The sequence below is a fragment of the Aeromonas sp. S2(2024) genome, from assembly GCF_041402505.1.
Taxonomy (GTDB): domain Bacteria; phylum Pseudomonadota; class Gammaproteobacteria; order Enterobacterales; family Aeromonadaceae; genus Aeromonas; species Aeromonas media.
On record NZ_JBGLRL010000004.1, the window covers coordinates 15,310 to 29,920 of the forward strand.

Below are 14,611 nucleotides of genomic sequence, written 5' to 3' on the forward strand. Positions count from 1 at the left end.
CCAGCGAGTCTAGTCTGGTTGATTATTTCGATTAAGATGGGTAATCGGGACAGACTGTTTGTATATATGAACAATGTCGAACTGGAGTTGATGGGGCTGTTCGCCACCGTGGTGGAGCAGGGCAGTTTTACCGGGGCGGCCGAGGTGCTTGGCATGCCCAAGTCCTCGGTGAGCCAGAAGATCTCACGCCTCGAATCACGGCTCGGGGTGCGACTGTTGCAGCGCACCACCCGCAGGCTCAGCCTGACTCCCCAGGGGGAGGTCTATGTGGAACATTGCCAGGCCCTGCTGGCCCTGGCGAGAAGCGCCAATCTGGCCATGGCCAGGTTGCGCTCGGCCCCTGCGGGTCGGGTGCGGATCACCGCCCCCGAGGCGACCGGCACCCTGCTGCTTGGCCGGATTATGGCCGAGTTTCGTGCCCTCTATCCCGAGGTGGTGCTGGAGCTGACCTTGAGCGACGAGCAGCTGGATCTGGTGGGGGAGGGCTACGATCTGGCGCTGCGGGCGGCGCCGCTCAAAGATTCGAGCCTCATCTGTCGGCGCATCGGCCAGGTGGCGCGCCATCTGGTGGCGGCCCCGGGTTATCTGGCGAGCCAGGGCACGCCGCAGCAACTGACTGAGCTAGGGGGGCATGTCTGCCTGGTGCACACGTCGCTGCCGGTATGGCCGTTGCTGGAGGGGGGCTGGCGGCCGCAGGGGGCCTGCATCAGCAACAGCCTGCTGGCGCTGAGGGAGCTGGCGCTCCACGAAGGGGGGATAGCCCTGTTGCCAGATCATGTCTGCCGGGACGATCTGGCGGCGGGGCGCCTGCTGAAGGTGCTGCCGGATCACCCCATACCCCCCAATCCCTTCTATCTCATCTACCCGAGCCGCGAGCATCTGGCACCCGCCCTGCGCAGCCTGATGGACTTCGTCGCCGAGCGGCTGCCCTTCGCCTGATCAGCGGTGCTGGCTGAGGGGGGCCTGACCGGGTTCGAGACCGAGCGGCACTGACTGTCGCTCTGCCAGCATGCGGATCTGCCCCTCGATGAGACCGGCGTTGGGGCCCAGCACCAATACCAGCTGATGCTCGTTGAGCTGGATCCAGGAGAGGCAGCCGAGCCTGGCCAGACGGGACTGATCCACCAGCGCCATCTCCCGCACCCGCAGGCTGAGGCGCGTCAGGCAGACGCTCATGGCCTGCAGGTTGTCCATGCCTCCCAGCATCTTGAGGTACTGGATGGCCAGCATCTGGGGATCCGTGGGGGCCACGGTCGCGAGCTGGGGCAGCTCCTCGGCGATGGGCTTGCTCGGCAGGCTGAGGGGGGCGTACTCAAGCAGCCGGGAGAAGACCAGGGCATAGATGACGAAGAACAGGATGCCGAGGGGAATGAGCCAGAAACTGTGTTCACCTGAGTCGTAGCTGAGCACCAGATCCAGCAGCCCGGCGGAGAAGTAACTGCCCACCTGGATGCCGAGCCCGCTGCAGATGGCCAGCGACAACCCGGTCAGCAGGGCATGGGCCAGGAACAGCCAGGGGGCGGTGAAGGCGAACAGGAATTCGATGGGTTCGGTGATCCCCACCAGGGCCGAGGTGAGCGCCAGGGTGAGCAGCAAGCCCCCCTGCGGCAGGCGCCGCATCCGCTGGCGATGGAGCCAGATGGCAAAACAGGCGCCGGGCAGGCCGAACATGATGACCGGATAGAGACCCGCCACATAGCCCTCGTGCAGCGGCTGGGCGGCGGAGAGCGCCTGCAGGTTGCTCTCCCCCAGCCCCATGAGGCTGCCCAGCACCTGGTGAAGGCCGAGGGGGATCAGCAGCCGGTTCAGCACGCCGTAGCAGAAGGCGCCAAACGGCGTGGTGAGCAGGTCGGAGGCGAGCAGGGTGATGCCTTGCTCCAGCAGCGGCCAGAGCAGGGCCAGGGGCACGACCAGCAGCAGGCTGGCCAGGGCCGAGAGCAGCAGGCCGGGCAGCTCTTCCTGCAGCGGTCGCAGCCAGCCGGGGAGGGTGAGGTTGCGGGTCCAGGAGCAGACCATGGCGGTGGTCAGGCCCGCCAGCAGGCCGCAGATCATGTCCGCATGCAGACCGGGCTGCAGGGTGGCGAGCGCCGAGCTCAGCAGCAGGAAGTTGACCGCGCCGGCCAGGGCCTGCGCCCCTTGCCCCTGCCGGCTCAGCCCGAAGGCGATGGCCACCGCATAGATGAGCGGCATCTGGCTGAACAGGGCGCGTCCGGCCAGGGAGAGCACCGCCAGATCCAGCACGTCCGGCTGGCCGAGCCGATAGAGCAGGGCCGCCAGCGGCAGGATGGAGACGGGCAGCAACAGGGCATAACCGAGCCGTTGCAGGGACTGGGTCAGGATCTTTCTGGCGTTCTGAACTGGCATAAGGGCGCGGTATTTTGTGACGTGGCGCACATTTTACTCACTCGCACCCATTTGGGAATAGGTGCGAGTCCCTTTATTGGCCCCTTTCTTATTTCTGATCAAACAATCGGCGAACCGACTGATCCGGGGCCGGGGTCAGCAGGCTGACCAGGATGAAGGCCGCGAGGCCGAGTCCCAGGCTAGGCACTATGGCGTGCAGGCCGGCCAGCTTGATCCCCCACTGACTCAAGGCCCCGTAGCAGACAATGCCTGACACCATGCTGGCCAGCGCCCCCGGGCCGTTGGCCCGCGACCAGTAGAGGCCGAGCACCAGGGGCCAGAGGAAGACCGCCTGCAGGCCGCCGAAGGCGAGCAGGTTGAGCCAGATGATCATCTCGGGGGGCTGCAGCGCCGCCAGCAGCACCAGGGTGCCGAGGATCAGGGTGCAGAGCAGGGAGAGCCTGGGAATGCGCACCTCCAGCTTCTCTTGGCGAGGATTGAGGTAGTTGAGGTAGAGATCCTTGACCAGGGTCGCCGAAGCCTGGATCAGCTGGGAGTCGATGGTGGACATGATGGCCGCCATGGGGGCCGCCAGGAAGACCCCCGCCAGCCAGGGGGGCAGCACTTCCATCATCAGGGAGGGCATGATCTTGTCCGGGCTGTCCATGCCGGGCAGGATGGCGCGGCCCAGGGCACCTGCGAGGTGCATGCCCAGCATCAGCAGCGCGCTGACCACGGTGCCGATGAGGATGCCCCGGTGTAGCGCCTTGCTGTCCCGATAGCCGAAGCAGCGCAGGGCCGAGTGGGGCAGCCCCACCACACCGACGCAGACCAGGATCCAGAAGCTCAACATGAAGGGCTGGGTCAGCATGTCACCGGCGCCGGTCGGGCTCACCAGCTTGGGATCGATTACCTTGAGCTGGTGGATGAGGTTCGGCAGGCCGTCACCGGCGATCAGGATCCCGGCCAGCAGGGCGCCGGTGCCGATCAGCATGATGATCCCTTGCAGGGCGTCGGTCATCACCACGGCGCGAAAGCCGCCGATCACCGTGTAGAGCAGCACGCAGCTGGCAAACAGGAAGAGCCCCTGCTGGTAGCTGAGGCCGGTTGCCGTCTCCAGCAGGCGGGCGCCGCCGATGAACTGCACCACCATGGTCGCGATGAAGGCGAGGATGATGGTCACCGAGCCCAGCACCACCACCCACTTGCTGCGGTAGCGGGCCCACAGCATGTCGTTGATGGTCACCGCATTGACCCGGCGGGCGATGATGGCGAACTTCTTGCCAAGCACCCCCAGGGTGAGCCAGACGGTGGGTAGCTGGATCATCGCCAGCAGCACCCAGCCCAGGCCTATCTTGTAGGCGGCACCGGGCCCGCCGATGAAGGAAGACGCCGAGGTGTAAGTGGCTACCAGCGTCATGGCCAGCACCAGACCGCCCATGCTGCGGTTGCCGATGAAGTACTCCTGCACGAAGTCACCCCCGGCACGGTGGCGACCGGCCCAGAAGCCGACCCCGAGCACCAGCACCAGATAGACGAAGAGCGGCAGCATCAACTCAAGATTCATGGGGGGACTCCTGGGTGTCCAGCGGGGCGTCGGCAAACCGGGGATCCGTCATGGGTTCAGTACGCGGCTCAGGAGTCATGAGGAGGTTCCTCGGGGTCGAGAGGAATGTCGACGAACAGGCGATCCACCATGAGCGCGCAGAGGCCGATAAACAGCAGTGGCATCAGGATGCAGCTGAGCAGAAACCAGAGCGGCATATTCCAGAGCTCGAGCGTCTCGGGAACGAAGTACGCCGAGCCATACCAGGCAACGAAGTAAAGCAGGGTCAGCAGCAGGCAGAGGGCTGCTTCCCGACGGGCGAGCGCGAAACGATTCACCTTGGCCTCCGACAATTTTGAGGGGCGCAAGGATAACAAAAAAGGGCCATGTCGCCATGGCCCTTTTTTCGCTGTCGATCCCGAGGGACCGAACGCGCTCTGCTAAAGCGTCTTTTACAGACCCAACTTCTTGTGCAGGTAGTGGATGTTGGTGCCACCGTGCTGGAAGTTCTCGTCCTTCATGATCTCTTTTTGCAGGGCGATGTTGGTCTTGATCCCTTCCACCACCAGCTCGTCGAGAGAGTGACGCATGCGGGCGATGGCGATGTCACGGTTCTCGCCGTAACAGATCAGCTTGCCGATCATGGAGTCGTAGTAGGGCGGCACCTTGTAACCCGCATAGATGTGGGATTCCCAACGCACGCCCAGACCGCCCGGCGCGTGGAAGCGCTGGATGAGGCCAGGAGACGGCATGAAAGTGGCCGGGTCTTCGGCGTTGATCCGGCACTCGATGGCATGGCCACGGATGCGGATGTCCTGTTGGGTGATCGACAGGGGCTGGCCGGCGGCGATGCGTAGCTGCTCCTTGATGAGATCCACACCGGTGACCATCTCGGTGACCGGGTGCTCGACCTGGATCCGGGTGTTCATCTCGATGAAGTAGAACTCGCCGTTCTCGTACAGGAACTCGAAGGTGCCCGCACCGCGGTAGCCGATTTCGAGACAGGCGCGCACGCAGCGCTCACCGATGAACTTGCGCATCTCTTCGGTGATGCCGGGTGCCGGCGCCTCTTCCACCACCTTCTGGTGACGACGCTGCATGGAGCAGTCGCGCTCACCCAGATAGAGGGCGGTGCCCTGGCCGTCAGCCAGCACCTGGATCTCGATGTGGCGCGGGTTCTCCAGGTATTTCTCCATGTAGACCATGTCGTTCTTGAAGAACTGGCCCGCTTCGGATTTGGTCAGGGCGATGGCGGCGGCCAGCTCCGACTCGTTGCGCACCACGCGCATGCCACGACCACCACCGCCACCGGCGGCCTTGATGATCACGGGGTAGCCGATCCGCTTGGCAATGGTGGCGTTGCGCTTGGCATCGTTGTCCACCGGGCCGTCGGAGCCGGGTACGCAGGGCACGCCCGCCTTCTTCATCGCTTCGATGGCGGAAACCTTGTCACCCATCAGGCGAATGGTCTCGGCGCGCGGGCCGATGAATATGAAGCCGGATTTTTCGACCACTTCGGCAAAGTCGGCGTTCTCGGAGAGGAAGCCGTAGCCCGGGTGGATGGCGACGGCACCGGTCACCTCGGCGGCGGCGATGATGGCCGGCACGTTGAGGTAGGACTCACCGCTGGCGGGTTTGCCGATACAGATGGTTTCGTCGGCCAGGAGCACATGCTTGAGCTCCCGATCGGCAGTGGAGTGAACGGCCACTGTCTTGATCCCGAGCTCTTTGCAGGCGCGCAGGATCCGCAGGGCAATTTCACCGCGGTTGGCGATGACTACTTTGTCCAACATGGGTGGCGTCTTCCCTTATTCGATGATGAACAGCGGCTCGTCAAATTCGACGGCCTGACCATTTTCAACCAGGATCGCTTTGATCACACCGGCCTTGTCAGACTCGATTTGGTTCATCATTTTCATGGCTTCGACGATGCACAGGGTATCGCCGACATTGACGTGTTGACCGACTTCCACGAACGGCTTGGCTTCCGGGCTGGAGGAGCGGTAGAAGGAGCCGACCATGGGGGAGCGCATCAGATGGCCACTCGGGGCGGCATCGGCAGCAGGGGCGGCGGCCTGGGCGGCAGCGGCGACCGGCGCGGCAGCATGTTGAACCTGCGCCGGCTGCATCATCATCTGCGGGGCAACGCTAACCTGGCCGGAGAAATTGCGGCTGATGCGAACGGACTCTTCCCCTTCGGAGATTTCCAGCTCGGCGATGCCGGACTCTTCAACCAGTTCAATCAGCTTCTTGATTTTGCGGATATCCATTAGCATTCTCTTTCTTCTTTATCTGATCAGTGATTATCAAGCCGCGCGCAACTGATGCACGGCCGCGGTTAAAGCGAATTGGTAGCCATCGGCACCCAGCCCACAAATGACCCCTTTGGCGACATCAGACAGATAGGAGTGATGGCGGAAGGGTTCCCTGGCATGAACGTTTGACAGGTGAACCTCGATAAAGGGGATGGCCACGCCCAGCAGGGCATCGCGCAGGGCGACACTGGTGTGGGTGAAGGCGGCCGGGTTGATGATGATAAAATCCACTTGGCCCATGGCCTGATGGATGCGGCCGACCAACTCATGTTCGGCATTGGATTGCAGGTGTTCCAGGGTGACACCGAGTTCGTTGGCGTGCTGGGTCAGATCGGCGACGATCTCATCGAGCGTCTTGCTGCCGTAGATGCCCGGCTCCCGCTTGCCCAGCAGATTCAGGTTCGGGCCATTGAGCAGGAGGATTCGGTGATGTTGCGACATATTGAGTACATCCTCGATGATTATGCTGCTATCTATCAGCTATCTGTGGACCACCAAAAATCTAGCCACTTTCTGCACAATTCGGTGTGCCCTGGCACACAGATTTCGCAATTATATTGATTTCGTGAAAATTAGCAGCATTTTACTGGTCTAATCTCTACATCTGGCCATTTATTGAGCATGTTGGCGCGCAGCGCCGCTCTGCCGCAGTGTCCGCCTCTTTGGGCTTTCCAGATACAACAAAGCCGGCACAAGGCCGGCTTTGTTGTGAGAGGGGAAGGACTCAGGCCGCTTCCGACTTCTCGCGGATAAGTTTGTCCACGACGCCCGGATCCGCCAGGGTGGAGATATCCCCCAGGCTGTCGGTCTCGCCGGTGGCGATCTTGCGCAGGATACGGCGCATGATCTTGCCGGAACGGGTCTTGGGCAGCCCCTCGGCCCAGTGGATCACGTCCGGGGTGGCGATGGAGCCGATCTCCTTGCGCACCCACTCCTTCACCTCTTTATGCAGCTCGCGGCTCGGCTCCTCCCCGGCGATCAGGGTGACATAGGCGTAGATGCCCTGACCCTTGATCTCGTGCGGCACGCCCACCACCGCCGCCTCGGCGATCTTGGGATGGGCCACCAGGGCCGACTCGATTTCGGCGGTGCCCATGCGGTGGCCGGAGACGTTCAGTACATCATCCACCCGACCGGTGATCCAGTAGTAGCCATCCTCGTCGCGACGGGCGCCGTCGCCTGTGAAGTAGCGGCCCGGGAAGGTGGAGAAGTAGGTCTGCTCGAAGCGCTCGTGATCGCCGAACACGGTGCGCATCTGGCCAGGCCAGGAGTCGGTGATCACCAGGTTGCCCTCGGTGGCGCCCTCCAGCGGCTCACCCAGGTTGTCTACCAGAGCAGGCTGTACCCCGAAGAAGGGACGGGTGGCGGAGCCGGGCTTGAGGGCGGTGACGCCGGGCAGCGGGCTGATGAGGATGCCGCCTGTCTCGGTCTGCCACCAGGTGTCGACGATGGGGCAGCGCTCGTCCCCTATGGTGCGGTAGTACCACTCCCAGGCTTCCGGGTTGATGGGTTCACCCACAGATCCCATGATGCGCAGGCTGGTGCGGGAGGTGCCCTCAATGGCCTCCTTGCCCTTGGCCATCAGGGCGCGGATGGCGGTGGGTGCGGTATAGAGGATGCTGACCTGGTGCTTGTCCACCACCTGGCTCATGCGGTTGGTGGCCGGGTAGTTTGGCACCCCCTCGAACATCAGGGTGGTGGCGCCGTTGGCGAGCGGCCCGTAGACCAGATAGGAGTGACCGGTGACCCAGCCCACATCGGCGGTACACCAGTAGATGTCCTCTTCGTGATAGTCGAACACGTACTTGAAGGTGAGGGCGGCATAGACCAGATAGCCGCCCGTGGTGTGCAGCACCCCCTTGGGCTTGCCGGTGGAGCCCGAGGTGTAGAGCACGAACAGGGGATCCTCGGCGCTCATGGCCTCGGGCGGGCAATCAGGGCTGGCGGCGGCGACGGCGTCGTGCCACCAGATGTCCCTGTGGTCATGCCAGGCGACCTTGCCGCCGGTGCGCTTGAGCACGATGACCTTGTTGACCTTGGTATCAGGGTGGGTGAGCGCCTCGTCCACATTCTTCTTGAGGGGAATGGGGCGGCCGCCGCGCAGGCCTTCATCGGCGGTGATGACGATGGAGGAGCCCGAGTCGATGATACGACCCGAGAGGGCCTCCGGCGAGAAGCCGCCGAAGACGATGCTGTGCACGGCGCCGATGCGGGTACAGGCCAGCATGGCGATGGCCGCTTCCGGCACCATGGGCATGTAGAGACAGACCATGTCACCGCGCTTGACCCCCTGGGCTTTGAGCACGTTGGCAAACTTGCACACCTCGCCGTGCAGCTCGCGATAGGTCAGCTTGCGATCCTCGGCCGGGTTGTCCCCTTCCCAGATGATGGCGACCTTGTCGCCGCGCTGGGCCAGATGGCGATCCAGGCAGTTGGCCGACACGTTGAGCAGGCCATCCTCGTACCACTTGATGGAGACGTGGCCCGGATCGTAGGAAGTGTTCTTGACGCGGGTGTAGGGGGTCATCCAGTCGAGGATTTTGCCCTGCTCACCCCAGAAGGCGTCCGGGTTCTGTACCGACGCCAGGTACATGGCTTCATAACCTTCCTTGTCCAGCAGGGCGTCGCTACCTATGTGGGCCTTGACCGGATAGACCTTGCTCTCGCTCATCTCTCACTCCTGTAAATACATTTTTGTAATGATTGAGTAACAACTTATACCTTTGGCACGGGAGGGCAATTAGACTTTTGGATAGCGACGCGAGGAGGAGGGGTACCTCTGAGCGGCCCCTGACGGGAGCAAGCGGAAGGGAGTAAAGAGAAGGGAGCCTGGCGCTCCCTTCTTCATGGGGTCCCTTTCGGCTCGCCGTCAGCGCTGGGGGGCGAGCATGGAGGTCATGTGGGGTTGGGACAGGGGGTGGCTGAACAGGTAGCCCTGACCCTCCTCGCAGCGCAGAGACTGCAAGAACTGGCGCTGGGGCTGGGTTTCTATGCCTTCCGCCGTGACCGCCATGCCGAGGCTGTCGGCCAAGCTGACGATGGTGCGGCACAGCTCCCGGCTGTGCTTGTCGTCGGGCAGCGCCTGCACGAAGGCCCTGTCTATCTTGATGCGATCGATGGGCAGGCTCTTGAGCAGGCTCAGGGAGGAGAAGCCGGTACCGAAGTCGTCGATGGCGATCTGCACTCCCAGCGCCTTGAGGCGAGTAAAGAGGTGCAGGCTCTGATCCACGCTCTGGATGATGCTCTCGGTGACTTCTATCTCCAGCCGCTCCGCCGGGAAGCCGGTCTGCGCCAGGATGGCGGTGACCCTGTCCACATAGTCGGGGGAGCGCATCTCCCTGACCGACACATTGACGGAGAGCCTGGGCACGGCAAACCCCTCCGCCAGCCACCGCTGTCCCTGCTGGCAGGCGGTGCGCATCACCCACTCCCCCAACTGCTCTATCAGGCCGCACTCCTCGGCTACCGGAATGAAGCGGGCGGGAGAGATCATGCCCTCGCTGGGGTGCTGCCAGCGCACCAGGGCCTCGAGGCCGCTGAGGCTGTCATCGGCCAGATCCGTCATGGGCTGGTACAGCAGGCGGAATTGCTGCTGCTCCATGGCCTTGAGCAGCCCCTGCTCGAGGGCCATGCGCTCTCTCATCTGCGCCATCATGTCGGGGGAGTAGAACAGGTAGCCGTTGCGGCCCCGGCGCTTGGCCTCGTGCATGGCATTGTCCGCCGCGCTGATGAGGCTATCCGGGGTCAGGCCATGATCCGGGTAGAGGGCGATGCCGATGATGGCGGAGAGCCGCACCCGCTCCTGCCCGATCTCGGTCGGATCGTGGAGCCTGTGTTGCAGCCGCTCGATCAGCCCCACCAGATCCTGGGGCTGCCGGATGTCGGGAAGCAGCACCAGGAACTCGTCTGCACCGAGCCGGGTGGCGAGATCCCCCGGGCGCAGGCTGTGGCGGATGCGCTGTGCCAGCAGCTTGAGCAGCAGATCCCCGGCGCTGTGTCCCAGGTTGTCGTTGATCAGCTTGAAGCCGTCGAGATCGATGAACAGCAGGGCGAGGGCCTGCTTGTTCAGGCGGGCCGTCTCTATCTCCAGATCGAGCCGCTCCTGCAACAGGTTGCGGTTGCCAAGATCGGTGAGGGGGTCGTGATAGGAGAGGTGGTGGAGCCTGGCTTCCGCCTGGTAGAGCCGCTGTGCGTGCTGGCTGTTGGTCTCCTGGATCTCCCCGGTGAAGCGGGTCACGCCCAGGTAGGCGCGGGGATCCTGGGTGAGATCGCGGGCGATGAGAAAGATGCCATTGAAGCTCCCTGCGGCGTCCATCAGGGGGCTGCAGCTCAGCTGCCAGCGCCTTGGCCCGCCGGGGCGGGAGACATGGACAGTGCCCAGATCCAGCTCGGCGCGCGGCGTGTCACCTAGCCATTGCTGAAGTTGGAGGCGCAGCAGGGGGCCCTGGGCGGGCGTGATGTCAAACAGCGTCTTGCCGAGGTGATCCTCCTGCGCCAGACCGCTCAGCTCGGTGAAGATCCCGTTGACGCCGCGGCACCTGAATTCACGATCGAAGACCCCTATCCCAAAGGGTGCCAGCTCGAACAGTTGTTGCCATTCATGAAGGGATAACGGGCCTGACAAATGCAGTGTCTGAACCGATTCGGGTAGCACTTTTTCCATGGAGGCTCCTGAATTGATTTCTTTGTCATTTAGACGACTGTGTCAGTATGGCAGGAAGTTTTAAGGGGGAGGGAAAGTCTGGGAATGATGTTAAATCAACGGGATGTCAGCCTTTCTGGCGGCCGAATGCCTGAATGCCGCGCACCAGCACCAGCCAGCCGAGCAGGTGGAACGGCAGGGCCAGCAGGTAGAGCAGCAGGAAGTGTGACTCGCTGCCGCTGCTGTTGATGAAGCCGATCCAGGCCACCAGCAGGGTGAGCATGCCCGCTATCTGGAAGCGGCGGCGCAGCACCACTTCGACCCCGAGATTGGCGAGGTAGAGGGTGAGCAGTATGCCGCCAAAGCCGGTCAGCTGGGCGGCGCCGTACAGTTCCCTGTCAGGGTGAAACAGCAGGACGGCGAGGGGGGTGAGGCCCTGATCCAGCGGGATCAGGGCCAGCAGCCAGCATGCAATGAGAAGCAGGGCTGTCTTCATGCGAGGCTTAGTCGGCGGACTGCGCCGGCTTGACCAGGCTGAGGTAGTTGGCATCCATGGTGAGGAAGACTCCCAGCAGACGGGCGCTGGCGCCGTAGAAGCCAAACTGGTCAGCCGCGCGACAGGCGGCCTCGAAGCGCGGGAACCAGGCCAGCAGGTGTTCGTGCAGCAAGGCTTCCTGCTCCCCGAGCCAGCTCTCCCGCTGGGCGGCCGTGGTCGCTTCCGCCGCGTGGATGATGAGGTTGCCCATCAGATCCAGCTCGATGGCCAGATGGTCGGCGGGCTCCTGGTACTTGTCGCTGACATTGATGCCGAGGCGATCGAGGCGGGCCTGCATCTCGGCCATGGGGGCCTGCATCAGCAGCTTGGCTTCGCCCCGGTAGAGCGATTCGTAGGGCAGGGCCCCCTGCTTGGGATCCACCAGGAACAGGCCGGCGAAGTCGGCGGCGAGCTCCAGCTGGCGATCGGTGCGCACCAGCAGGCGGGCGATGGCGTCGTTGAGTTCGGCCACGGCCTCGCGCATGGGATCCAGAGTGGAGAGGCTTTTCAGGAAGCTTCGCACGTCATAGGTGTCATATTCGGCGATCTGTTCATCACTGAGTTCGGCGGCAAACAGGGTGGAGAACCACCAGTAGAGTTGGGCCCGGCGTTCGCTGGTAGCCATGAATTCCTGCATTTATCCTCCGTGGATGGCAATCGGGAGCCTTGATGGCTCCCGATTCTAACGACTTTAAAAATAAAGGAAACTCAAGGGGGCGCTTTCGTCCCCCCGGGGTCAGAGCGCAGGGAACATGGGGTCTATTCCCTTGGCCGACTCAGGCGCGCCGAAGGCGGTGACGGCGGGCGCCTCGCCACTGAACTTCTCGATCTCCACCAGGGCTGTATGGGCCGTGGTGGCCTGCGCCAGGCTGGAGGAGCCGATGTCGGCGGTCAGTACGTTGGGATCCCCATAGGTGCAGAGGGTGCCGACCTTGCCGCCCTCCTGGGGGCCATACCAGGCGCCCTCCTGGATCCTGACCACGCCAGGGGCGTAGTCCTCGCTCACCACCAGACCGGCCAGCACCTGACCACGACCGTTGAACACCCGCACCAGATCCCCGTCCTTGAGGCCGCGCGCCCTGGCATCCTGCGGGCTCATGTAGACGGGCTCGCGACCCTGCACCGTGTAGCTGGCACGGTAGTTGTCGGAGGAGCAGAGCTGGCTGTGCAGCCGCTTGTCCGGGTGACAGGATTGCAGGTGCAGCGGGTATTGCTTGCTGCCCGGCCCGCCGTGGGAGCGCTCGTAGGGCTCTATCCAGACCGGGTGGCCCGGGCAATCCCCATAGCCGTAGTCGGCGATGGTCTTGGAGTAGATTTCGATGAGACCGGAAGGGGTACCGAGCGGTTCCAGATCCGGCTCCTGACGGAACGAGGCGTGGCGTACCCAGGGCTGGCCCGCCGGGAAGGTGACGAATCCTTCGCCGTGCCAGAACTGGCTGAAACGGGGCAGACGGATGCCTATACCGCGACCCTGCAGGCGGGCGTCGTCATAGATGCTCTGGATCCATTCCAGCTTGCTCTTGCCGCCGGTGAACTCGGCCTCGCGACCGAAGCGGCGGCAGAGATCGGCGAAGATGTCGTAGTCATCGCGCGCCTCGAACAGCGGCTCCACCACCTTGTACATGGCCAGGATGCCGGCGTTGGAGTGGGATCCCCACTGCTCGATGTCATCCCGCTCATAGGTCGTCGTGGCGGGCAGCACTATGTCGGCGAAGCGGCAACTGGCGGTCCACTGGTGATCGATGCTGACCACGGTTTCCAGCTTGCGCCAGGCGGCCACCATCTTGTTGCGATCCTGCTGGTGGTGGAAGGGGTTGTTGCCGCAGAACACCGCCATCTTCATGTGGGGGTAGGTGATGGTCTGGCCGTTGAAGGCGATGGTCTTGCCCGGATTGAGGATGCAGTCGACGAAACGGGCCACCGGAATGAATTTGGAGTAACCCTTCCAGTCGCCGTCATGGAGCGGTTTGACCCCGGGAATGACGGAGCTGAAACCGGACATGATGGGGCCGCTGGAGGTGATGGTGCCGGCACCGTTGTAGTGCCAGCCAAAGCCGTAACCGCCCCCCGGCAGGCCGATCTGGCCAATCATCGAGGCCAGTACCACCAGCATCCAGGCGTACTGCTCGCCGTGGTGCATGCGCTGCACACACCAGCCGCCGATGAGCTGGGTGCGGCCACTGCTCATGGCGCGGGCCAGCTCGCGAATGCGGTCGGCAGGCACGCCACAGATGGCGGCCGCCCACTCGGCATCCTTCACCTGACCGTCGCTCTCGCCCAGCAGGTAGGGCAGGAACTTGTCAAAGCCGGTGGTGTAGTTCTTCAGAAACGCCTCGTCGTGGCGCTTCTCGCTGTAGAGGGTGTGGGCTATGCCCAGCATCAGGGGCACGTCGGTCTGCGGGTTCAGGGTCACCTGATCGCAATTGAGGTACTTCTGGGTCTTGGACTTGACCGGATCGACGCTGATCACCCGGATCTCGCCCCTGGCCACCTTCTCTTTGAGCTGTGCCCAGTAGTCGTAGACGCTGTGATCCGGCACCAGCCAGCCCACTTGCAGGTTCTTGATGGGATCGGAGCCCCAGATGACTATGGTCTTGCTGTGTTCAAGCACCAGCGGCCAGGAGGTCTGTTGCTCGTACACCTCCATGGCCCCCGCCACGTGAGGCAGGATCACCTGGGCGGCGCCGGTGGAGTAGTCGCCCGCCTTGGCCAGATAGGTGCCGTGCAGGTTCATGGCGCGCCCCAGCATGGCGCCAGCGGAGTGCAGCTTGCCCACCGACTGCCAGCCGGAGTGACCGGCATAGAGGGCGCTCGGACCATGGGTTTTCTGCACCCGCTCCAGCTCGTGATAGAAAAAGTCCAGCGCCTGTGACCAGGTCACCCGCACGAAGCGGTTCTGGCCGCGTTCGCTGGTGTCGGACTGGTGGCCCTTGCGCAGCCAGTCCAGCCGCACCATGGGATAGCGGATGCGGGAGGGGTTGTAGACCACCTCACTCAAGGCCTTGAGCATCTCGGTGGGGTGTTTGTCATGTTCGAACGGCAGGGTCTCGACCCAGCGACCGTCCACCACCCGGGCACGGAAGGCGCCCCAGTGGGAGCCGGACTGTACCAGCTTGTCGCCGGATTCGGCGGCCATCACGGCGCGACCGAGCAGGGAGGGGCCGATCAGGGCTGAGGCGCCGCTGGCCAGCAAGCCACCCAGAAAACCACGACGGGAAATGTTGATCATC

Annotated in this window: 12 protein-coding genes; 1 reads left to right on the plus strand and 11 read right to left on the minus strand. The window is 63.5% G+C overall.

The genetic code is table 11. The features are described 5' to 3' along the window. The first annotated feature begins 66 nt into the window (after positions 1-66). A complete protein-coding gene (locus tag ACB039_RS05735) occupies positions 67-939 on the plus strand; it encodes a LysR family transcriptional regulator (protein WP_270824273.1) in 873 nt (290 codons plus the stop codon). Here the strand turns inward: ACB039_RS05735 and ACB039_RS05740 are convergent, their stop codons facing one another. From ACB039_RS05740 to torA, 11 genes are all read right to left on the minus strand, one after another. Then, complete coding sequence (locus ACB039_RS05740) at positions 940-2,364, minus strand: PTS transporter subunit EIIC (RefSeq protein WP_270824272.1); 1,425 nt, start codon at positions 2,362-2,364, stop codon at positions 940-942. An 88-nt stretch (positions 2,365-2,452) separates the two neighbouring features. Beyond that, positions 2,453-3,910 carry a sodium/pantothenate symporter gene (panF, locus tag ACB039_RS05745; RefSeq protein ID WP_270824271.1) on the minus strand — a complete coding sequence of 486 codons (1,458 nt, stop codon included), beginning with the start codon at positions 3,908-3,910 and terminating at the stop codon, positions 2,453-2,455. A gap of 68 nt (positions 3,911-3,978) precedes the next feature. Further along, entirely contained in the window at positions 3,979-4,227 is a 249-nt protein-coding gene (locus ACB039_RS05750; RefSeq protein WP_005326553.1) for a YhdT family protein, read from the minus strand. A gap of 114 nt (positions 4,228-4,341) precedes the next feature. Next, positions 4,342-5,682 (minus strand): acetyl-CoA carboxylase biotin carboxylase subunit, encoded by a 1,341-nt coding sequence (gene accC, locus ACB039_RS05755; protein WP_005326556.1) that lies wholly within the window; start codon positions 5,680-5,682, stop codon positions 4,342-4,344. A gap of 15 nt (positions 5,683-5,697) precedes the next feature. After that, on the minus strand, positions 5,698-6,159 hold the full coding sequence (gene accB / locus ACB039_RS05760; RefSeq protein WP_005326559.1) for an acetyl-CoA carboxylase biotin carboxyl carrier protein: 462 nt from the start codon (positions 6,157-6,159) through the stop codon (positions 5,698-5,700). 36 nt (positions 6,160-6,195) lie between these two features. Further along, a complete protein-coding gene (aroQ, locus tag ACB039_RS05765; protein WP_270824270.1) occupies positions 6,196-6,645 on the minus strand; it encodes a type II 3-dehydroquinate dehydratase in 450 nt (149 codons plus the stop codon). A gap of 283 nt (positions 6,646-6,928) precedes the next feature. Beyond that, entirely contained in the window at positions 6,929-8,875 is a 1,947-nt protein-coding gene (gene acs, locus ACB039_RS05770; RefSeq protein WP_270824269.1) for an acetate--CoA ligase, read from the minus strand. 198 nt (positions 8,876-9,073) lie between these two features. Further along, entirely contained in the window at positions 9,074-10,867 is a 1,794-nt protein-coding gene (locus ACB039_RS05775; RefSeq protein WP_371165280.1) for a putative bifunctional diguanylate cyclase/phosphodiesterase, read from the minus strand. Between the two features lie 106 nt (positions 10,868-10,973). Continuing rightward, positions 10,974-11,342 (minus strand): hypothetical protein, encoded by a 369-nt coding sequence (locus tag ACB039_RS05780; protein ID WP_043129151.1) that lies wholly within the window; start codon positions 11,340-11,342, stop codon positions 10,974-10,976. A gap of 7 nt (positions 11,343-11,349) precedes the next feature. Then, complete coding sequence (torD, locus tag ACB039_RS05785; protein WP_005326569.1) at positions 11,350-12,018, minus strand: molecular chaperone TorD; 669 nt, start codon at positions 12,016-12,018, stop codon at positions 11,350-11,352. Positions 12,019-12,117: 99 nt separating this feature from the next. Further along, positions 12,118-14,610 (minus strand): trimethylamine-N-oxide reductase TorA, encoded by a 2,493-nt coding sequence (gene torA / locus ACB039_RS05790; protein WP_371165281.1) that lies wholly within the window; start codon positions 14,608-14,610, stop codon positions 12,118-12,120. Position 14,611: the final 1 nt, after the last annotated feature.